A 20,914-nucleotide genomic window follows, 5' to 3' on the forward strand; every position below is an offset into this window, starting at 1 on the left:
TTTAGTTTTCAAGGATCAACTCGCTACCTTCTTGCGCCGCCGCTCGCGGCGACATCGAGTAATATAGCATATGCCCCTTTTACGAGTCAACTAGTTTTAGCGAGAAAACAAGAAAAATGTCGAGGTAATTTATCCCATGCACCATCACGTGTTAAATGCGGTATCGGGGTAGCACAGTGACCTAAATTGCCACCCCCGCTTACTTCATTCAAGCAAACGATCTAATGTTCACCTTTACTTAAAAAATCTTACCCTTCTCCCCACTCTAATTCCAAAACTGCTGCAGAGAGGTCTGCAGAAAGTTTTACCCAAACTTCATTTTTAGACGAATTCAATGCATATCCCTGTTCACTATGAGCAAGCTCTGCAAACTCTACACGCTTCATCCCTCGCACAACAAATCGTTCAGGCGTTTTTAGTGTCTTAAATTTAAAAACACGAGATGAATAGGAAACCTGATAGCCATATTGTAAATATCGATATGACAATCGCGCCTGATTCACACTCACTGGTTCCAGGCTGACCTCAAATAAATTTGACCCACCCTGTAGATGGTTATAGGAAACGCCATCATCTTCGTACAAAGTATAGCGGTAGGGTTGATCGAGAGGAACTCCATAAATCGCAAAAGATAGTGTCTCTACATTCTGAAATGAAACGGATTGAGCAACCGGATGCTCTGGCAAAATCGCCCCCTTGCGAATGAAAATTGGCATGATCTCCAACGGGGCGTCAACCACCCGGTAAGCTTCCCCCTCACATTCTTCCATCGACCAATAATTCACCCACCGCCCTTTTGGCAAGTAGACTAATCGTTTGTACATGCTCGGTCGAAAAATAGGTGCAACTAGAATATCCTTGCCCAATAAAAACTGATCGGACAAATTAGTCACATTCGGATCTTCTGGATATTCGAGAACGAGTGGACGAATGATCGGAATTCCTGTTTGTGAGGCTTCAAAAAATAATGTATATAGATAGGGGAGCCATTGATAACGTAATTGAATGGCGCTTTTACACAGGCTCTCAACTTTGTCGCCGAATTGCCATGGTTCTTGTCGAGCGGTGTCCAGTGCGCTATGGTTGCGAAAGAAGGGGAGTAAGGCTCCCAATTGCGTCCAACGCACTAATAATTCAGCCGTTACATCATGGGCAAATCCGCCAACATCGGCACCTGCGAAAGCCAGCCCTGACATACCCATATTTAACAACATAGGGACTGACATCTCCATGTGTTCCCAAAAACTGCGATTGTCTCCCGTCCAAACCGCTGCATATCTTTGTACGCCCGCATACCCCGCACGCGTTAGGATAAAAGGTCGCTGATCTTTTAGGAGGGTTTTCATCCCCTCGTAGGTTGCCCTTGTCATGAGCATGCCATACAGATTATGCATTTCAAAGTGTGTCTTTGGTTGCCCTTGGTTACGATGAATCACTTCTAAATCCATTGTTTTTGTGGTATTAAATACTGCTGGCTCATTCATATCATTCCATATCCCTTGGATCCCAATATCCGTATAAAACTTATGTTTTTCACCCCACCACGCGCTTGTCAAATCATCTGAAAAATCAGGAAAGGCACTTTCTCCAGGCCATACGTGACCATAAAAAATATTCCCCTCGATATATTTGCAGAAATGATCTTCAGCTATCCCCTCACGATATATTTCGTAACGCGGATCCCGTTTCACTCCAGGGTCCACAATAGGTACAATATGAAAACCTTGTTCCCCTAACGTCCTCACCATTCCTTGAGGATTTGGAAATCGCCCGTTATCAAACGTAAACACGCGATATTCATTCATGTAGTGAATATCGAGATGGATCGCATCACAAGGAATCCCTTTTTCGCGAAACGTCTTCGCAAGATCGACTACCTCTTCCTGGTTCATATAACTGTACCGCGATTGATGGTATCCCAGTGACCATGCGGGAGGTAAAGGAATCTTGCCGGTCAGTACAGTATAATTTGAAATCACATCTTTCATCGTCTTTCCTGTAATGCAATACGCATCAAAATCTCCTACTGCCGTTTGAATTTGATACGTATCAGAACTGGATTGCAGATCAAATACACTCTCACTCGGATTATCTATAAATAACGCATACACCCCATTCTGATGTGTGTGTAATACATAAGGAATGGATACATAAAGAGCTTTAATCTCTGGAACATGCGGTGCATAAACATCCGAATTCCACATATTATATTTTTCGCCGTTTTTATCTAAAAATCCTGTTTTTTCTCCCAGTCCATAAAAATGCTCCAATGAAAACTTGCTAACTTGCGCAATCGTTTGCCCGTTTGCAAAACTCACAATCGATTCCAACGAATAAATTAACTTTCCTTCGACATCATATACTTCAAGCTTAAAACGTTCCTTATAGATTTTGACGAGCAAAAAATCTGTAGCCCATTGAAGATAGCCCTCATCCTCAAAAAGAGTTGCCTCGACTGGCACGACAGATGTCAGAGCAACAGCCGCTGTAGACGATGTATTAGCGACAACAAGACTCCCTGTGACGCGCATGCGCAAAATCTGTGGATGTACAAATTGAAGTACGATAGCAACACCATCACACAGTAATTCCAAGTATCCGCTCCGTTGCAAAACTTGCCGCACAGTTCCTACTTGTCGGCCATGCTGTGTCTTAGATCCTTTCTCTGTATTTTTATCTGGATGTATGCTTTCACTTGTCTGCACTCTACTCACTCCACTTTCTTTTTCTTCTCTCAAGTTGCATCTTTCCAAATGACTACCCCATGTGGCAAGAGGTCGTTGGCTTTAACGCATCCTTTAGGATAAGCAAGAAGGATTTGTGCCCCATGCGGCAGTGCTTGTCTCCGCTCTGTAAAGTTAAACTTCACATAAACCGAAGAAAGACCGTCTTTTGAAATCCGCTTATATTCAAACTGTCCTCTTTTATCTTCTGAAAAGATCATCCTTGTGCCTTGGAGCGCAGTTTCCGAATGACGCAAATACGCAAGCCTCTTCACAAGTAATTTTAATTCGCGCTTTTGCAAATGATCTTCCCAAACCATCCCACCTCGACATTCTGGATCTCCCGCCCCTTCCATTCCCACTTCATCTCCATAATAAATCATTGGGATACCCGGAAAACTGAACTGAAAAATGAGCACACGCGCGATTACATCGATATTTCCCTTTGCTAAAGTTAAAATACGTTCTGTATCATGACTCCCCATAAGGTTAAACATACTGCGAATCGCCGGCTCAGGATATTTATGCAACAACCGAATCATCTCACGAATAAATGTGCGGGCATTATCTTGATGAGTCACAAAAAACCGAACGACTTTTTCCCGAAAGATGTAATTCATCACTCCATCGAATTGATCTCCGCGTAGCCAAGGTAAACTATCGTGCCAAACTTCCCCGATAATAAGCGCATCCGATTTTATCGATTTTACAGTATGACGGAACTTGCGCCAAAAGACATGATCGATTTCATTTGCAACATCAAGACGCCAGCCATCTATATCGAATTCACTAATCCAATAGCGCGCAACCGAGAGCAAATACTCTTCTACCTCAGGATTGGCTACGTGTAACTTTGGCATCGTAGCCACACCATTGGCAAACGTCTCATAATTCACTTTCTCCATATCAACTGAATCCTCATGCACAAAAAACCACGACCAAAACCTAGAAGCCAATCCCTTTTCCCGAACATCTTGAAATGCATAAAAATCGCTTCCACAATGATTAAAGACCGCATCTAATACAATGCGAATTCCTAATGCATGCGCCTTATTGACAAGACGCCTAAAATCTTCCTTTGTCCCAAATTGGGGATCAATCTCAAAATAATCAGTCGTATCGTATTTGTGATTTGAATTTGCTTTAAATATGGGTGTAAGATAAAGTAGATCGATGCCTAGATCTGATATATATTGTAATTTATCCTCAATCCCTAACAAATCACCCCCATAGACACTGTCCGATGTCGGCCTGCTTGACCAGGGTACAAAGGAATTTCTATGTGATCGCATCCCTCCCTTTGCAAAACGGTCTGGAAATATTTCATAAGCTACTGATTGATCTACCCACTTAGGAATTCCAAAAATATCCCTTGTACACAAATAGGGAATTTGAAAAACCCCTGCCTCCTTCAATTCATCACTAACCGCTGATTCTCCATACCACATAACGACATCTTTCAGTCGAATTTGAAAAGTATATTTTAACCGTCGCTTTTCACAAATGACCTCTGTAAGATAATAATCCCATTGACCATCTGATCCATCAAACTCCATATCAACCTGATGGTTCAGATCTTGTTCATAACGATCTCCGTATCGCACAGCAACACTCTTCGCCTTACCAGGGGCGACACAGAGAATGATGCGCACCTTCGTTTCCGTTAGTGCATAAGCATACGGCTCATAAGGAACATGGTAGATCCACGACTTCAAAGTAGTCACTCCCGCTTTACATGCAGTTTACCGACGTTGCAGTTAACGCGAAGACGTCTGATGATTGCGATGGAATCCACACGACTCACGAATAACCAACTCAAAATCTACAATCTTAGAGCGCTTGAGCATCTTTGATGCACGAATTTGTTCAACTAACAATCGCGTCGCACCTACCCCTAATTCGTGCATATGCACACGAACACTCGTAAGCGGGGGATTCGCAAGTTCCGCAAGACGGATATCGTTAAACCCGACAATCGCCAGATCATCTGGCAAGTGATAACCCAACTCCCCAGCAGCACGCATTGCGCCAAAAGCAAGTACATCGTCAGATGCCAGTACAGCAGTTGGCCGAGTGGGCAAAGCTAGGAGGTGCATCATTCCCTGATATCCGCCTTGTTCAAGAAAATAGGTTGAGATCTCCATGCGTGTATTAGGTTCAATTCCCACCTCTAGCAATGCATGGCGATAACCTTCCAGGCGATCTCTTGTGACTACCAAATCAAAGGATCCGCCTAGAAATCCGATTTTCTCATGTCCCAAGTCAAGCAAATGTTTCGTAGCTTCATATGCCGCTTGTACATTATCATTATTAACATAAGAAATAGGAATATCTTCCGCTGGTCTCCCCAGCAAAACTGAGGGAAACTGGTGTTGTGCAACCTTGGGTAAAACTGCATCCCTGATACGACTTCCCAACAATATCAGTCCATCCACTCTTCGCCCGCGAATCATTCGATCTACAGCATCTTCTTCATCAACCGCAGAAGTTGAAAGAACTGTGTCAAAACCTTCCGAACGCGCCACTTCACTGACTCCGCTCATCATTTCTGCAAAAAACGGATTCGCAAAAAACTCGGTCATCTGCGGAGGAATCAGAATACCAATGGAACTTGCCGTATTGGTTACGAGCCCTCGCGCAAATACATTCGGTTGATAATCTAACTGTTCCAAAGCCTGACGGACGCGTTGCTTTGTTTCATCGGAGATACGCGGTGAATTAGCCAACACCCGTGAAACTGTTGAAGGAGAAACTTTTGCCAGAGCTGCCACATCTTTAATCGTCGACATTGTCACTATCCACCATCACGTTTTCCTCTCTTACAACACGATTTCACCTTATCCCTTAACAGCACCCGCCACTAAACCAGAAGCAATAAAACGTTGACCCAGGCCAAAAATCAAAGCCAGTGGAATTGCAGACATTAATGCTTCAGCAGAAAACATGCCCCAGTTTTGCCCGAATTGGCCACTTATTAATCCGTACATCCCAACGGCTAAAGTGTATTGAGAAGGCGTTTCAAAAACCATACCCGCCATAATATAGTCGCTAAAAATGCCCACTAAAGTAAATAGAAAAATAACGATCAGCATAGGCGTCGCCAGCGGCAACAAAATTCTCGTAAACCGATACCAACTGTTAGCCCCATCAATAATAGCCGCTTCTTCAAGTTCTTTCGGCACAGCATCAAAATAGTTTTTAAGCAGCCAGATATTAAATGCACTACCACCAATCATAACCAAAATATATCCACCCATGGTGTCAATCAGATTAAATTTAGCCAATGCACTATAGTAGGCAGCGATCGCGAGGAAGTTTGGAAACATTTGAAGGATAATCAGTGTCATGAGTCCATATTTCCTTCCCCAAAACCGCATTTTCGAAAATGCGAACGCAGACAGAGCAGTTATGAAGACTTGAAGAATGCCAATACTCACCGCTAAAATCACGGTGTTTTTAACCCAAAGCAACCATTGCCCTTGCTGAAAGACTTGAATATAATTCACCAACGAGGCATGCGCCGGCCACAGCGAAAACGAAACGTATGAATTTAACGGATTGACCGATGCTTCAAACACGAACCACAAAGGGATCAGGACAACAAACACGAAAACAATCAACACAAATCGCGCAGTCCAAAGTGCAATACGTTCGCCCGCGCTAAACCCACTAGATTTTGCAGAAAAACCTTTCGCTCGCTTTTGCAACATTCCCTTCGCCACAGTCACTCAACCTCCTTAAAAGCACCTGTATAACGCATGTTTAGCCAACTGATCACTCCGACAATGACAAACAAGATGATCGATATTGCCGATGCAAGATCATACCGATTAAAATCAAGCGTCATTTTATATGCCGCTGAAGCTAATATATCGGTCTGCCCTACAAATGGATTATCAGAACGTGCTGGTCCACCCCCTGTAAGCAGATAAACTCCGCCAAAATTATTAAAATTAAAGGCAAATGACGGAATGACAAGAGGCAAAGTAATTGACCAAATTTCCCGAATCGTAATCCATCTGAATTTTTGCCACCAATTCGCCCCATCGATTGCCGCCGCTTCATAGATCTCACTTGGGATCGCTTGCAATGCACCCAAGCAAACTGTCATCATATAAGGAAAACCCGCCCAGACATTCACCATAATCACTGAAAAGCGCGCCCAAAACGGACTCGATTGCCAGGGAATTTTGGGAATCCCTACTGTGTGTAAAAGCGCATTAATCTGTCCATAGGAATCATTCAACAGCCCTTGCCACACCAACATGGTGATCATCCCAGGAACCGCCCAAGGAATAATTAGAATTGTACGATAAATAATACCCTCACGTAAATGCGGATTATTTAAAAGCACCGCAAGAAAGAGTCCAATGAAATACGCAAATCCTGTCGTTAAAAGTGCATAGACCAACGTCCAGACAAATGTCGGGATAAATACCGCAGACAAAGGATTATTGGGATTCAATAGAGATATAAAATTTTTCAACCCAACAAAATGATAATTCAAAAAATGCATCTGATTATAATCTGTAAATGCAATAAAAATCGTATAGAGAATAGGTGCTATTCCCAGCACAGCAATGGTAATTAAAGCTGGGCTCATATAGAGATAGGCAATCTTCTGCGTCTTTGAGCCTTTCTTTACGGATTTATTATTCGCTATCCGATTGAGATTTGCCATATTCGCACTCATTGCATTCACCCCCATTGATAGAACGGGGAATTTGCATGAATACCACCTGCAAACCCCCCTATGCATTTTCCTTAACCAGCAATCAGAATTCCCTTTTTTATATTCGCAACAAAATCTTGCGCACCTTGTTCCGGAGAAACCTTTCCGTCAATAATATTTGACAGAACACTCATCGCCGTCCAAACAGCCTGCATCTGTGGAATATTTGGCATTGGGACAGCATTTTTCACTTGATCCGCAAAAGCCTTAAAATAAGGGTTATCTTGTACCGCAGCAGACTGCTGCACACTCGTCAACGCGGGGATCTGTTGTGCATTTTGGAAATACATCTGCTGTGCATTTGCGTTTGTAATTGCTTTTACCAAGCTCCAATCAGCTGATTGTGTATGGCTACTCGCCGACACGAAAGTTGTAATAACACCCAAAAACGGCGTCGCAGGGTGACCGTTAGGGAGTGTCGGCCAAGGGGCAATGCCATACTTCACACCCGATTGATTCATGTTAGGAATTTCCCAAGGACCACTAATAAACATGCCAATGCTCTTATTCTGAAATTTCGTTTGTGCAATATTTCCGTTTTCACTTGGGGTCATCCAATGGTATTTATGATCCATGTCATACATCAATGTATACGCCTGAACAGCTCCCGCATTGGCTAGACCTATATCATTTGGATCTAGCGTTCCGTTGTTATCTTTAAATACATACCCACCCATTCCACCTACTAGAGCAAAATTAAAATACAAGTTATGTTGAGCATATCCGAACCCGTATTTATTTGCATCATTTTCAAATTGACTCCAAGTAGTAGGTGCCACAGGAATCTCATCTTTATTATAGAAAAGCGCCGTGGTTTGAACGGATACCGGAACCGAATACTCCACCCCATTAATCGTAACTGCATCAATCACTGAATTTGCATAGTCACTGTTGTTCAAAAACCCATTAGGAACTTTAGAAAGGAGTCCTTCTTGAGCGAATGCTCCATTGTTATCATGCGGCATCCCAAAGACGATATCAGGTCCCTTACCTGTACGAGCTGCGGTTGCGTAGAACTGAAAGCCATTCGCATTATGACTTTGATCCACAACCTTTACTGTATCTCCATGTTTTTTCGCCCAAGCATCAGCAATTTTCTCCATGTCTTGTAATTGCGGTCCTGTCGCCCACGACCACACGGTAATGGTTTGCCCGCTTGGAATCCCCGGCGACGCCGGGTTCGGCGCACTCGAAGCACTATTGGTAGCCGCCCCACAGCCAGACAATAGCCCGCTTATCATCGTTAAAGCGGTTACATTATAAGCGACAATCTTCAATTTCTTATTCATTCAACTTCTCCCCCAATCGTTTCTTTTTTTCTATAACAAAGAAAATGCAGTTTGTGCAAACGTTTGAATTGAGTTTAATTCGTTTTTTATTCCAAGTCAACTAAGCAAGCAAAAAAATATCAAGTTTGCGGTCAATGTATTACTTTTATTTACTATATAACAAGAAAATATGAGATGTACGTTCAGTAGATTACTGAATAAACAGAATGTAATCGCTACCAAAATAGTTAAACAGGAGGTCTGTACGAAAAAACCACGAATACAAACGTTTGCGCTACTCGCACCAACAACACACCCCAAGAAGACGACTGTAAATACAAAATATTTTGTCTTTATTATTGTCGCTTTTGATTTAATGTGATAGCATTCGTATCATAGAATGAAAGATTATATAACGTAATCTCGCGAATTTTTACTTATCATCTACGAGGACATTAAAAAGGGGGATTAATATGTCAAGTAATCTAACAGCAGCCGTTGGTGTTGATTCTGCAAATCCTTCCTCACAAGTTCTTGCAAAGAAATTAACCTGGTTAATGGTGCTTGCTTTTGGATTAGCTGGTGAAGTCGGGGCAGGAATATTTGCCGTTTCGGCACAGGTACAGGGAATCGTTCCTGGGGTTGGATCCCAAGTGCCACTCGCAATTTTTGTTGATGGATTCATCGCCCTAACACTCGCCTTTACCTATTGGTTTTTCTCCGGATCTATGGCAGGCGCCGGCGGTGAATATTTGTTTATCAGTCGTACACTAGGAGCCCGATTCGGTTTCATTGTGCATGTCATTTCATGGTTTGGGAGCACAGCGAGTATCGGATTTTTAGCTTATACAGCACCTACATTTTTAGCTTCCGCCTTAAACAGCATCACTAAGGGGTTAGGTTCACCACTTCTATCTACAGATGGTGAAATCATCGCTGGTTTGGCGATGATTTGGATCGCTTGGGCACTACACGTAAGAGGCATTCGTTTGGTAGGAATCATTTTGCAAATCGCCATGGGTGTAATCCTGTTTGCAGGTCTACTTGTGATGATTGTTGGATTTAGTCATTCGCCAGCAAATCTTCTAGAAATCCTTGCGGCTAAGACTCATTTATCCCCGGCCATTTTAATGAATGGAGCACCACGCCAAACGAGTTTCGCTTTTTTCATGGTTCTTCCCGTTTTGTACTATGCGTACTCAGGATTACGCGGAGCAACTTACACTGGAGGTGAAACTCCTAACGCAAAACGCGTTTTAGGAAAAAGTATTTTGCTGCTGGTTTTACTTGTCACCGCATTTTACACTCTATTTGCTGCGGCCCTCTACCATCTGGTCCCCTGGCAATTATTAAGCGGTCTACTGCATTTTCATCATAAATCCCTCGCAAGTGCATCCGCTCTCGTCGGTTTGTTTTTGCCTGCGTGGCTGTCTGTGCTGCTCAATTTTGCGGTCGCCCTGATCGTCTTTAAAACAATACTACCTGGCATGATGGGACAGTCTCGGATGATGTTGGCCTTTTCAGCAGACGGAATTTTACCAGATTACTTTAAGCGTCTATCTATCTTTCAAACTCCTATGCGCACCTTAACTACAGGAGCCATAATGTCAAGTCTTATCTTAATTCAAACTGCCTTTACAGGGACTGCATTCGGGCTAGCCTCGAGTGTTTTAGCGGGAACAATCGTTCATTTCGCTCTTGGTCTTGGTGTTCTCAAACTTCCTAAAGCAGCTCCCATGCTCTATGCCAGTAACAATACATGGTTAAAACAACATCGTAATTTTCAAATTTTACTCGGTTGGATACAAATGATCATTGCAATAAGTCTAGCTTATCTGGTAGTACTCCCATCTCTTGGTTCTGTATGGTATTTTAATCCACTGTTCCAAGTTCTGCTTTTCGCTATGATCGGATTTCTTTTGTACAACCGATACTGGCGAGCAATCATTGCCTCAAATTCAATTGAAGAGCACCGTAACAGATTCGGATCAGAATCAATTCTATGATTGGGGGAAAATCAGATGAAGCAATCATCAACAGAAACAGAGCAAATGTTCACTACAAGTTTTCCCTCTTCATTGAAATGGAGCAATCCGCCACGAATTCCACTTTTGCGACAAGGGCTCGCATCACCCGAAGGTTCAATTCGTCTAAACGCAAATGAATCGCCACTTAGTCCCATTCCAGAGGTAGAAAAGCGAATGGTTGCTGCCTCTATGCGCGTTAACCGTTACCCTGAGGTAACGGCAAGTACCCTACGAAGCGCACTGGGACAACAACTTGGCATCCTCCCTTCACAAATTATGATAGGAAATGGTTCATCTGAGTTGATTCACTTACTCACATCGGCGTTTGGCAGTGAAGGCACTGAAGTGATCGTTCCGACTCCTTCATTCCCTCTATATGCAACAAGTGTGACCTATACAGGAGCGACACTTGTGACTGTACCAATCCATGTTCATGAAGGGACCATGGATCTTGATGCAATGAATGAAGCAATAACAGAGCGTACAAGTTTACTCTTCCTATGTAACCCAAACAATCCGACTGGAGGATACACTCCACTCGAAAAAATAAAATCATTCCTCTACAAAATTCCACCTCACGTTGCAATCGTATTGGACGAAGCCTACTGGGAACTTACTGACTCCTATATACGTGGTGATAAGACGGCAGTAGACTTATGTAAACAATTCCCGAATTTAATTATCCTACGTACCTTTTCAAAATTTTACGGCTTGGCAGGTCTTCGTATAGGATATGCCATTGTACACAATGAGCAGATGGCGCTTCGCCTAGCAGGAACTCGTCCCCTAACCATGCCAAATACGGTCGGACTCGAAGCTGCTCTAGCCTGTTTAGAATTCCATGAGGCATATCAACAGCGGGCTCACGACACCATGAAAGAACGAACTCGCGTCTTACACTCCATTCGTTCACTCGGATACTCCGTATTCCCCTCACAAACAAACTTTTACTGTATTCACTTTCCACTCGGGACAGCACCATTTCAATCACAAGGCATACACATTCGCGACGGTCTGACGATTCAAATGCCTGAATACATCCGCATAACATTAGGAACCTTCGATGAGAATCAGAGAGTACTTGATGTGCTAAGAACATGCACACCTCATGCAATCCAATCTGCTAAAGAGAGAGGCGAACAAATCAAATGACACTCCACTCGTTTCACGTCTTGTCGATGCTATCAAAAAAACATTTCGAAATCGCTAGACCAACACTTCCAAACTGGATGACGTTCGTTCATTGGGATGATTTACATAGCGAAGAGCAGCGACGTCCTTCCGGATTTCAAGCCGTCTTAGGAGGTGGAACGCCAATTCCCCAACCCGTTCTCATTGCTCCCGATCTTGAGATCATTCAATTAGTCAGCGCAGGTTATGATCGTCTAGACATGTCCATACTTAACGAGCGCAATCTTTTAGTTTGCAATAATCCGGGAGCAAACGCACAAGCAGTCGCAGAGCACATTCTCATGAGTCTACTCTACTTTGCGCACCGGGCAGGGGAAGCGCAAGCGATCATCTATGGTGGACAATTTACACTCGCTCGATCATGTCTTATGGGCCCTCTCCTGCGCGATCTAAGCGAAATGACTCTTGGTATCGTAGGATTCGGTGCAATCGGACAACTCTTTGCTCAAATCGCAAAACCATTTGGTGCGAATTTGCTCTATCATTCTCGTTCGCGCAATCAAGTTGCTGAGACACGACTAGATATAACTTATAGTGAATTAGATCCTCTTTTAAAAGAGGCTGACGGAATTGTGGTTACATTGCCACTCACATCACAAACTTATCATCTATTTGACTCTCGACGGTTTGCACAAATGAAAGAAACAGCGATCTTCATAAATGTTGGGCGGGGCGGGGTAGTTGACTCTTACGCTCTAACATCAGCTCTTGCGGAAAAGCGCATCTATGCAGCGAGCATAGATGTCTTTGATCCAGAGCCGCTCCCTCCTGATCACCCACTCTTACACGTTTCCACAGAAGTACGTGAACGCCTTTTATTAACTCCGCATACGGCGGGATTAACACATCACGCGTGGCGGGGGATGGTGCAAAAGGCAATCGATAATCTCATACGTTATGCAATCTCGGGACAACCGCAACACATTGTACCCTCGACAAAACATACTGTTTTTCTGAAAATGCAAAATGAGTCTGCATCGCGACTAGATCATCCATGCGATGCATTGGAGAGGAGAGGAAAATTCAGCGCGAGGTTTAATTTCGAATCGAAGTGGCGTATTTTCCCTTAGATCTTTCATTCGAGGAGGAATCCAGATCATAAAAATGACATTTGACATCCGAAACCCGAAAACGCGGCTTACAACACTTCACATATTCTGCTCTCGGAAGTTGCTATACGCAAAAAACAGCGGATCAAATCCACGTAAAGTGCCAGCTACCCGAGCAGACGACTGCATATCTATTTGAGCAAAGAGAGCTAGAGAATACGAAGCATGGATAATGGCTCGCTCCAGTAATATCCTTGGCTTAGGCGAATACCAAAAGAAATTAATTGATCAACATCCGCCCGCTCCTCTACCCCTTCAGCAATAATTCGATCGTGAAACGGAACCTGTTGCAATAACGCATGTAGTTGGTCTTGTTGTTTAGCCGATCTCGAAATCCCTTGAATGAGAGATCGGTCAATCTTTATATACTCTGGTTCAAGAATGCTCAATTTCCTTAAAAAATCGGCATCGCAACCCTCATAGCGAATATCATCCAACGCAAACCGTATACCAAGTGAACGGAGTTCACGAAGTGACTGCTTTAACTCAAGCGGGTGATATGGAACATATTCGATCAGCTCAATGACAATCCATGCGGGATCAAAAAGTTCCTTACGAAGAGATCGTTCTAAGGATTTGACAAACGTTAAATCCAATAAACTCGTTGGCATCACATTTAAAAATAACTGCTTACTTGTAAGTACATCGCATTGAAATTGGCGCAAAGCAGTCTGCACCGCTAAACGATCGGCATCAATCTGCCGCTTCTGAGCCACAGAAGTCTGAAACCAAGTATCTGGCTGAAGCATTTGGCCATTCCAATGTGGACGGCTTAACGCTTCGTGTGCTTGAACTTTTTGTGCGACATGATCGACGATGGGTTGGTATACGCTATATAAAGAACTCGATTCGAGAACTTCTTGCACGTACATCGCTTCCTCTCGCGGGTAAGCATTCAGATGTATTGGATTCGCTGCGCTCTCTAAGATGGGGTCCATCGCGTGCAATGAACGTTTAAAAACTTCTCGCTCCATCCGATCCCCCTGCTTTTCCCTCAAAGTCATTACCGCTCAACACAACCTCGACCACTTTCCACTCATGAATTACATCCTCATTCGAGACAAGTGGCGTCAGCTCAGACCGTTGACGCCACTTGCCACAAACATTTAGAAATCAGCCTACCATCTGTGTTATATTGTAGTTAAGTAGATTCGATTCGACCTAAAGTACTCCTGGATCAGTAATTGCAAGTGGAGAAGATTGATAAGTGCCACTTGAGGCAGAGAATACACCCACTCCTACACCCGTAGAAGCTAACATAAGAAAAGCCGAGAGAAATATGCTACTGATCACGATCAAGATTTTCATATCTTTCATTCATAATCACTCCCTCTAGGTTATGAATATAGTATACCTCACCGACCGCATTAACATGTGTTACTGTTACTAACACATGTTAATAGAATGATAGCCAAAGGGGCGTAGAACTCATGTCGATCGGCGAACGCGTTAGAATTTTTAGAAAACAACGAGGGATGAGCCAGGCTGACCTCGCTGGCGACTGGTTCAACCGTTCTTATATCAGCCAGATCGAGTCGGGATCCACCATTCCACCTGTCGAGACTTTGCAATTACTTGCAAAAAAATTGCAAGTATCATTAGAAGACCTTCTTGATCAACCAGATGCAGTCAAATCCGAAAAAGAACCTTATCATAAACTACAGCAGGCAAAGCGTTGTAAATCAATAAAAATTGCAATTGAAGCATGGCAAAAAGCAATCGATCATTCCTTAAGCTTAGTTGCAGTAGATGCTGCTTTATTTATTACTCAGCATGAGGGGTACACAGAAAATGTACATATAATTTTGTTCACAACTTACAACTTATTAACGAGATCACCGATTAATGAAAATGCAGCATGGTATGAGTTTATGTTTCAATTAGGTAATTCATATTTTCACCAAAAACAGTTTAATGAGGCAAGACAGATATATGAATCTTTAATTCAGACTAATTCTGCACTTGATATAGAACAAAGAGCAAGAATCAATCTTGCTTCTACATTTTTTCGTTTAACTTGGTATGAATTAGCTATCATGAATTACGAAAGAGCGATAGATCTAATTAAAGATGAATTAGTTAACACAGATGAAATAAAGTTAAAAATCGGCATGTGTCAACATGGACTCGGGAGTTGTCATCATTATCTAGGAAACCTTAGTTTAGCTTTTGAATATACGCAAAAAGCTCAAGAACAGTACAATAAAGTTGACCGAAATCGTTGGCATGATGCCAATCACAATTTAGGTATTATTTTAGTTGCACAAAAGCGTTATAATTACGCGAAACAGAAACTTTTAGTAAGTCTGCAATTTTATGTTGAATCGAAATTATATGCAAAAGCCGCAAATGTATTAGATGACCTCGTAAAAATTGCTATTCTCGAAAACAATCTTAATTTAGCTTTTGATTACAATTCACAAGGAATCTCCTATCTCGAAAAATACGATTATGACCCAGTTTTAATGGTCCGATTGTTACTACAAAAGTGTCAGATTTTAAAATTGCAAAATAATGAGTCTTATCGCGATCTCTATACGGCGGTGAAGGCACTCGCTCGTGCAATTCAATTTGATCTAAAAGACAATGCCTTAGATACCGAACACCTGAGTGAGTAATGATAACTTTTGGTGGTCACTTTTTTGATCATCGTTACTGTGAATGAAGGAGACTTTTATACCATTGCAGATCGAATATCCATTCCTCTTTATGTCCCTTTACGATGCCTTCGCGGCGCAAGTCTTTCCAGATTCGGCTGACAGACTCACGCGAGAGCGCTACCATGTTGGCAATTTCGGCATGAGTGACAGGGAGATGAACATGAACCCCATCCAACTCCACACGACCATGTTCTTCAATAAAATGCAAAATTAAAGTTAACACTCGCTCCCTGGCGCCAAAAACGGCTAATTGTTGTAACTTGGATTGCAACTGAATGATCATATTGCCAAGAACGCGAAGCATCTTTTGCATCATACCTGGATGCTGTAGCAATAATTCTTCGAACATTGCGATCGACATAGCAAAAAGCGTACAATCCACCACTGCTTCTGCAGTACCTGGATATGGACCCGAGTCAAAAAATCCGACGTGAGGAAAAAGACTTTGCACTCCTAATAGATTCACAATATGTTCACGCCCTTCAATGTCTACCCTTGAAATCTTTACAAGTCCTCGTTCCACAAAGTAAATCGCTGTTCGCTTCTGCCCTTCAACAAAGATGCATTCACCACGAGAGACGTGAAGCACGTGCATAATGTCCTGCAAGTGATCAAACTCCGCTTCTGTTAAGTCCCGAAATAAGTCTATCTGACGCAATGAATGCATCACTTCCATATCACACCATCCAATCTTCTGCTCAGCGCAATTTTATGAGATAAAGAAGACTTCCGTCAAACCTTTTCTGTATATAAAAACAGCACCTAGAGCGATCCTTTACAGATCGTCTACTAGGCGCCGCTAAAGAGTATCCGCAATATTATGCGAGAGCAGACTTGACCGACTCTTCCTCGTAATCTTCTGCTTTTGTGATGTCGTTTCCATTGTGTACGTTTAATGCACGAAGAATCAGGGTCGCCACAATCGCAATCACAAGATTGACAATCAACGCCCAAATCGCTGCATATCCTGGAATCACTGTGGTCCCTAAATGAATCGCATACACCGATGACTTAAAGTTTTGCGCGATCGCCATCCACGTTCCGACCGCCATGCCTGCTAGCCAACCAAGTAAGAGACCATAGCGATGGAACCAACGTGTATACAAACTGAAAATCAAAGCCGGGAACGTCTGCAAAATCCAAATGCCGCCCAATAACTGGAAGTTAATAGCAAGTGTTGTCGGAAGTGCAACGATAAACAGCAGTGCCCCGAGTTGCACGATCAACGTAACGACTTTTGCAACCATCGCTTCGCGTTCAGCAGAAGTTTGCGGTGCAATGTATTCCCGAAATATATTACGTGTAAATAGGTTGCCAGCAGCAATTGACATAATCGACGCTGGTACCAAAGCACCGATGGCAATTGCTGCAAATGCAAAACCTGAAAACCACGCGGGGAACTCTTTTAACAGCAGTAGCGGCACAGACATCGTAGGAGACTTTGTATGAATGCCCGCCGCGATTGCCATGATCCCAAGCAGCGCAATAAATCCAAGGATAAAAGAATAGGCAGGCAATAATGCCGCATTGCGCTTAATCACATCGCGTCCCTTCGAACTCAAAATTCCAGTCACTGAGTGTGGGTAGAGAAATAGCGCAAGTGCAGATCCTAATGCGAGCGTAGCATACGCAGAGTACGCCTTAGGCCCAATAATGAGTGAGCCCGGCACAGGCTTACGAGTTGGCAACACTTCATTGGCTACATGAAATATGTGGCCAAATCCTCCAAGCTTAGCTGGAATGATGAAGATCGCCGCAATAATCGTTATATAAATCATAATGTCCTTGACGACAGCGATCATGGCTGGAGCCCGCAGTCCACTGACAAATGAGTAGCCCGCCAGTATCAAAAGGGCTACAATCAACGGCAATTGTCCTTTAATCCCCATCGCCGCAATCACCGCTTGCATCCCTACAAGTTGTAGTGCAATATAAGGCATCGTCGCGAGAATCCCAGTGATCGCAATGGCAAGTGCAAGAGAACTACTCTCAAAGCGTCCCCGTACAAAATCAGACGCAGTGACAAATCCGTGTTTCTTTGACACCGACCACAATCTGGGCATGACTACAAAGACGAACGGATAGATGATGATAGTATAAGGCACCGCGAAGAATCCCGTAGCACCCGCAGTGTACATAAGTGCGGGAACCGCGATGAAGGTGTAAGCAGTATACAAGTCGCCACCTAATAGAAACCACGTAATCAAAGTACCAAATCTTCTACCACCGAGTCCCCATTCATCGATATGGGACAAATTCCCGCGCTTCCACCGTGCAGCAGTAAATCCAATCACAGTAACAAGCACGAAGAAAAGAATAAATACGGATAACGCTGTCCAGTTGACCATGGCACACTCCCCTCAGATCGTTCTTCTCATGGATCTCATTTTCCATTTCCATTAAATTGACCTATTTAGTGACTACATAGACAAACCAAGTCAATAAAGCGCTAAGAATTACCCACAAAAATTGATACCAATAAAAAAACGGGAATCCCCACAATGTGGGTTGATACGTCGAGTAGAATTGCGGAAACAATGTGACAATATACGGTACAAGCAATAACCAAAGCCAGCCACGGTTGCGTTTGCGTTTCGACGATTCGTTCATGGTTTCACCTCCTCCTCGTAAGCGTATTCACAGCACCTTGATTGTAGTAACTTCTCATATTTCTTTCTTTTCGTCAAGGAGTTTTATTAAGAGATGTTGATAGGAGACATTTGCTATGATGTTGTAAGAGAATTCGTTGTACATCCACATGGTCTGGAGGGATAACAGATGGAACAATACGAAGAAAGTGTGGCAACAATGTACCTGGCCGCCATTCGACAGCAGTTTCAGAGCATCAAAGATTTAGGTGATCGAACACTAGAACAACTTGAGGAACAACAACTGCATTTTACACCGAATGAAGAGTCAAACAACATCGCGACCATTATCAAACATCTCCACGGTAACATGAGATCGCGCTGGACAGACTTCTTAACGAGTGACGGTGAAAAACCGGATCGTAAACGAGATGAAGAATTTATCGACCGTCAACAAACAAAAAATGAAATCCTAGAACTCTGGAACATGGGATGGAAAATAACCTTTGCTGCTATCGAGGCACTCACTCCAGCAGATCTAATAAAAACGGTATATATTCGCCAAGAGCCACACACAGTCATTCAAGCCATCGAACGGCAAATCTCACACTATAGCAACCACGTAGGACAAATCATCTACATCGGAAAACTGCTTACAAACACAGCTTGGAAAACACTCACAATCCCACGCAACAGATCTCTGTAGAGGAAACAATGGCTAAAACCTTGATGCAGAGCGCGGCTTTGCTTGCCGCGTTCTGCAAACAAAGCTTCACTAGCGAACCAAAAAAGCCTATTGAATCGATGTTTAATCTACTCGTGACAGAGATTAAGGGGCAATTTTCTTGTCGCGAAGATAGGTCTCGTCATATGGAAACACTACATCTGGATTTGGAAGGGTAATCGCCTCCTCTTTATCCACATATTGAAATTGTGTCAATATGTGTTTTATTACGTTTAATCTCGCTAAGCGTTTATCATCCGCTCGGACAATATACCAAGGAGCTAACGCATGATGTGTGCGAGCGAACATCTCATTACGTGCCACACTATATTCTTCCCAATGTTTAATGCTTTGTTCATCGATCGGACTCAACTTCCATTGCTTGAGTGGATCTGTCTGCCGCGCCTTTAATCGTTTCTTTTGCTCCTTCTTGCTAATATCTAGATAGTATTTTAACAACCGAATCCCTGAACGCACTAACATTTGTTCAAACAGTGGGACAGTTTCCATAAACTCTTGATATTCTGCCTCTGTACAAAAGCCCATCACGCGCTCAACCCCAGCGCGATTGTACCAACTGCGATTGAACAAAACTAATTCATGGGCTGCTGGCAAATGGGCAACATAGCGCTGAAAATACCAACTCGAACGATCGCGGTCTGATGGCTTCCCAAGCGCGACAACGCGCGTCTCACGCGGACTTAAATGCTCCACGATGCGCTTGATCGCTCCATCCTTACCTCCTGCGTCGCGGCCTTCAAAAATGATCAGAATTCGTTCGCCTTTTGCAATCATATCTCGTTGCAACTTGACCAACTCAACTTGCAGGTGATAAAGCATTTGCTGATAATCGCGTTTTTCCGCTTCTTTTGCGGCTTTATCAAGTTGTTTGGCCATTTTCACTTTTTTCGTTGCCTCTGTCTTTTCATCCACCCGCGCGCTGTCGTCAAGCTCTTTTTTCGCCACGCCGATCCCCCCTCTATTTGTTACTTCCGTCCAACCTGCGCGCAAAAATTGACTCGCTATGATTCTTCAATCTAGAAGAGTATCCATGTCTTGTCTAGATCTAAAAGGACGAATTCGCAAAGAACTATTTCCCATCTGTTGCCGTCGGTTCAGGACTCATTTGCTGGATCATCAGCGCCGACAACTCGTTCTCAACGCGGAAGTGATCGAGTAATGTTTGCATCCCATTGTCCGCAAGTGCAACTGGAAGTAGCTCTCGCATCGCATCTAACATCGGTTGGCCAAACATGCCACGTAAACGAACGTAATTGATAATTAACTGTTTAGTAGCAAAAGGGGCATTTAGTGCCTTTAGGACACTTCCCAAAAACTCTGCCGCAGCCGCTTCGCCAGCCGTTTCGTGGGAGGATGCCGTCTCCGCCATTGCAAGCAGCAGTTGTTCGATCCGCTCTTGCTGCATCGCTTCAAGCCTTACCTCGTAATACTCTTGAAATAATGCTCCTGCCAGTAATCGCACATCAGGTGCTGTCCCCTCAGCATGTTGAAAACCTGGAATGCCATGCAGCCAGTTGGCATCGACCGAATAGACATCATCATGAATCGTCTGATTCGCAACAAAGCGTACTGGACGTCCATGAAACTGTGCAATAGAGCGCAAAAATCTCTGCAAATCTTCCGTTAGCTTAGTAGGTCCGCCTTGTAGAATAAACATTCGATCAAACCCCTTTAATTCTGTAATGCGTAAAGTTTTTAGGGGCTCACTGATATCGCTCAGTACCAAATCTGCCTTGCGATTTTCATCATCCCAAGGTAAAATCTCAACACTCATCGGAAAATCTTTTTGCATTTGCGTGGCCAATGCTTCGAGAATCGGTGTTACATCCATGGTCCTGCGAAAGCTCCCTAATCCAAATACCACCATCAAA

General features: G+C 43.3%; 18 protein-coding genes. 5 read left to right on the forward strand and 13 right to left on the reverse strand.

The window, feature by feature from the left end; genetic code table 11:
• Positions 1-248 precede the first annotated feature (248 nt).
• The 6 genes from BM613_RS10145 to BM613_RS10170 all read right to left on the reverse strand — a co-directional run bounded on the left by BM613_RS10145 (position 249) and on the right by BM613_RS10170 (position 8,744).
• Entirely contained in the window at positions 249-2,705 is a 2,457-nt protein-coding gene (locus BM613_RS10145) for a glycoside hydrolase family 31 protein (RefSeq protein ID WP_109431113.1), read from the reverse strand.
• 29 nt (positions 2,706-2,734) lie between these two features.
• Positions 2,735-4,438, reverse strand: a complete 1,704-nt coding sequence (locus BM613_RS10150) for a glycoside hydrolase family 13 protein (protein ID WP_181363052.1) — start codon at positions 4,436-4,438, stop codon at positions 2,735-2,737.
• A 42-nt stretch (positions 4,439-4,480) separates the two neighbouring features.
• The gene (locus tag BM613_RS10155) at positions 4,481-5,512 is read right to left on the reverse strand and encodes a LacI family DNA-binding transcriptional regulator (RefSeq protein ID WP_109431072.1); all 1,032 of its coding nucleotides are present in this window, start codon (positions 5,510-5,512) and stop codon (positions 4,481-4,483) included.
• 48 nt (positions 5,513-5,560) lie between these two features.
• Positions 5,561-6,445 carry a sugar ABC transporter permease gene (locus tag BM613_RS10160; protein WP_245926349.1) on the reverse strand — a complete coding sequence of 295 codons (885 nt, stop codon included), beginning with the start codon at positions 6,443-6,445 and terminating at the stop codon, positions 5,561-5,563.
• A 2-nt stretch (positions 6,446-6,447) separates the two neighbouring features.
• Complete coding sequence (locus BM613_RS10165; RefSeq protein WP_245926350.1) at positions 6,448-7,416, reverse strand: carbohydrate ABC transporter permease; 969 nt, start codon at positions 7,414-7,416, stop codon at positions 6,448-6,450.
• Positions 7,417-7,487: 71 nt separating this feature from the next.
• On the reverse strand, positions 7,488-8,744 hold the full coding sequence (locus BM613_RS10170) for a sugar ABC transporter substrate-binding protein (protein ID WP_109431073.1): 1,257 nt from the start codon (positions 8,742-8,744) through the stop codon (positions 7,488-7,490).
• 452 nt (positions 8,745-9,196) lie between these two features.
• On the opposite strand from BM613_RS10170, the gene BM613_RS10175 reads away from it, so the two are divergent.
• The 3 genes from BM613_RS10175 (at position 9,197) to BM613_RS10185 (ending at position 13,011) form a co-directional block, all read left to right on the forward strand.
• Positions 9,197-10,729 carry an APC family permease gene (locus BM613_RS10175; protein WP_109431074.1) on the forward strand — a complete coding sequence of 511 codons (1,533 nt, stop codon included), beginning with the start codon at positions 9,197-9,199 and terminating at the stop codon, positions 10,727-10,729.
• A 15-nt stretch (positions 10,730-10,744) separates the two neighbouring features.
• On the forward strand, positions 10,745-11,902 hold the full coding sequence (locus BM613_RS10180; RefSeq protein ID WP_109431075.1) for a pyridoxal phosphate-dependent aminotransferase: 1,158 nt from the start codon (positions 10,745-10,747) through the stop codon (positions 11,900-11,902).
• A 77-nt stretch (positions 11,903-11,979) separates the two neighbouring features.
• A complete protein-coding gene (locus BM613_RS10185; protein ID WP_181363053.1) occupies positions 11,980-13,011 on the forward strand; it encodes a 2-hydroxyacid dehydrogenase in 1,032 nt (343 codons plus the stop codon).
• Positions 13,012-13,199: 188 nt separating this feature from the next.
• Here BM613_RS10185 and BM613_RS10190 read toward each other — a convergent pair whose 3' ends face one another.
• Positions 13,200-14,024 carry an EAL domain-containing protein gene (locus BM613_RS10190; protein ID WP_181363054.1) on the reverse strand — a complete coding sequence of 275 codons (825 nt, stop codon included), beginning with the start codon at positions 14,022-14,024 and terminating at the stop codon, positions 13,200-13,202.
• A gap of 187 nt (positions 14,025-14,211) precedes the next feature.
• Positions 14,212-14,367, reverse strand: coding sequence for a hypothetical protein (locus BM613_RS15085; RefSeq protein ID WP_181363055.1), 156 nt, complete (start codon positions 14,365-14,367; stop codon positions 14,212-14,214).
• A 113-nt stretch (positions 14,368-14,480) separates the two neighbouring features.
• Here BM613_RS15085 and BM613_RS10195 point away from each other — a divergent pair, with 113 nt between their 5' ends.
• Positions 14,481-15,668 carry a helix-turn-helix domain-containing protein gene (locus tag BM613_RS10195; protein WP_109431078.1) on the forward strand — a complete coding sequence of 396 codons (1,188 nt, stop codon included), beginning with the start codon at positions 14,481-14,483 and terminating at the stop codon, positions 15,666-15,668.
• 34 nt (positions 15,669-15,702) lie between these two features.
• Here BM613_RS10195 and BM613_RS10200 read toward each other — a convergent pair whose 3' ends face one another.
• The 3 genes from BM613_RS10200 to BM613_RS10210 all read right to left on the reverse strand — a co-directional run bounded on the left by BM613_RS10200 (position 15,703) and on the right by BM613_RS10210 (position 18,320).
• A complete protein-coding gene (locus BM613_RS10200; protein WP_109431079.1) occupies positions 15,703-16,386 on the reverse strand; it encodes a Crp/Fnr family transcriptional regulator in 684 nt (227 codons plus the stop codon).
• 142 nt (positions 16,387-16,528) lie between these two features.
• Positions 16,529-18,058 carry a monocarboxylate uptake permease MctP gene (gene mctP, locus BM613_RS10205; RefSeq protein ID WP_109431080.1) on the reverse strand — a complete coding sequence of 510 codons (1,530 nt, stop codon included), beginning with the start codon at positions 18,056-18,058 and terminating at the stop codon, positions 16,529-16,531.
• Positions 18,059-18,119: 61 nt separating this feature from the next.
• The gene (locus tag BM613_RS10210) at positions 18,120-18,320 is read right to left on the reverse strand and encodes a DUF3311 domain-containing protein (protein WP_109431081.1); all 201 of its coding nucleotides are present in this window, start codon (positions 18,318-18,320) and stop codon (positions 18,120-18,122) included.
• Between the two features lie 168 nt (positions 18,321-18,488).
• On the opposite strand from BM613_RS10210, the gene BM613_RS10215 reads away from it, so the two are divergent.
• Positions 18,489-19,004: a DUF1572 family protein gene (locus BM613_RS10215; RefSeq protein WP_109431082.1), complete on the forward strand. Its 516-nt coding sequence runs from the start codon at positions 18,489-18,491 to the stop codon at positions 19,002-19,004.
• A gap of 123 nt (positions 19,005-19,127) precedes the next feature.
• Here BM613_RS10215 and ppk2 read toward each other — a convergent pair whose 3' ends face one another.
• On the reverse strand, positions 19,128-19,988 hold the full coding sequence (ppk2, locus tag BM613_RS10220; protein WP_219930673.1) for a polyphosphate kinase 2: 861 nt from the start codon (positions 19,986-19,988) through the stop codon (positions 19,128-19,130).
• 124 nt (positions 19,989-20,112) lie between these two features.
• Positions 20,113-20,910, reverse strand: coding sequence for a hypothetical protein (locus BM613_RS10225; RefSeq protein WP_109431083.1), 798 nt, complete (start codon positions 20,908-20,910; stop codon positions 20,113-20,115).
• Between the last annotated feature and the right edge of the window lie 4 nt (positions 20,911-20,914).

It is taken from the genome of Sulfoacidibacillus thermotolerans, assembly GCF_003144315.1.
Lineage (GTDB): Bacteria > Bacillota > Bacilli > Alicyclobacillales > SLC66 > Sulfoacidibacillus > Sulfoacidibacillus thermotolerans.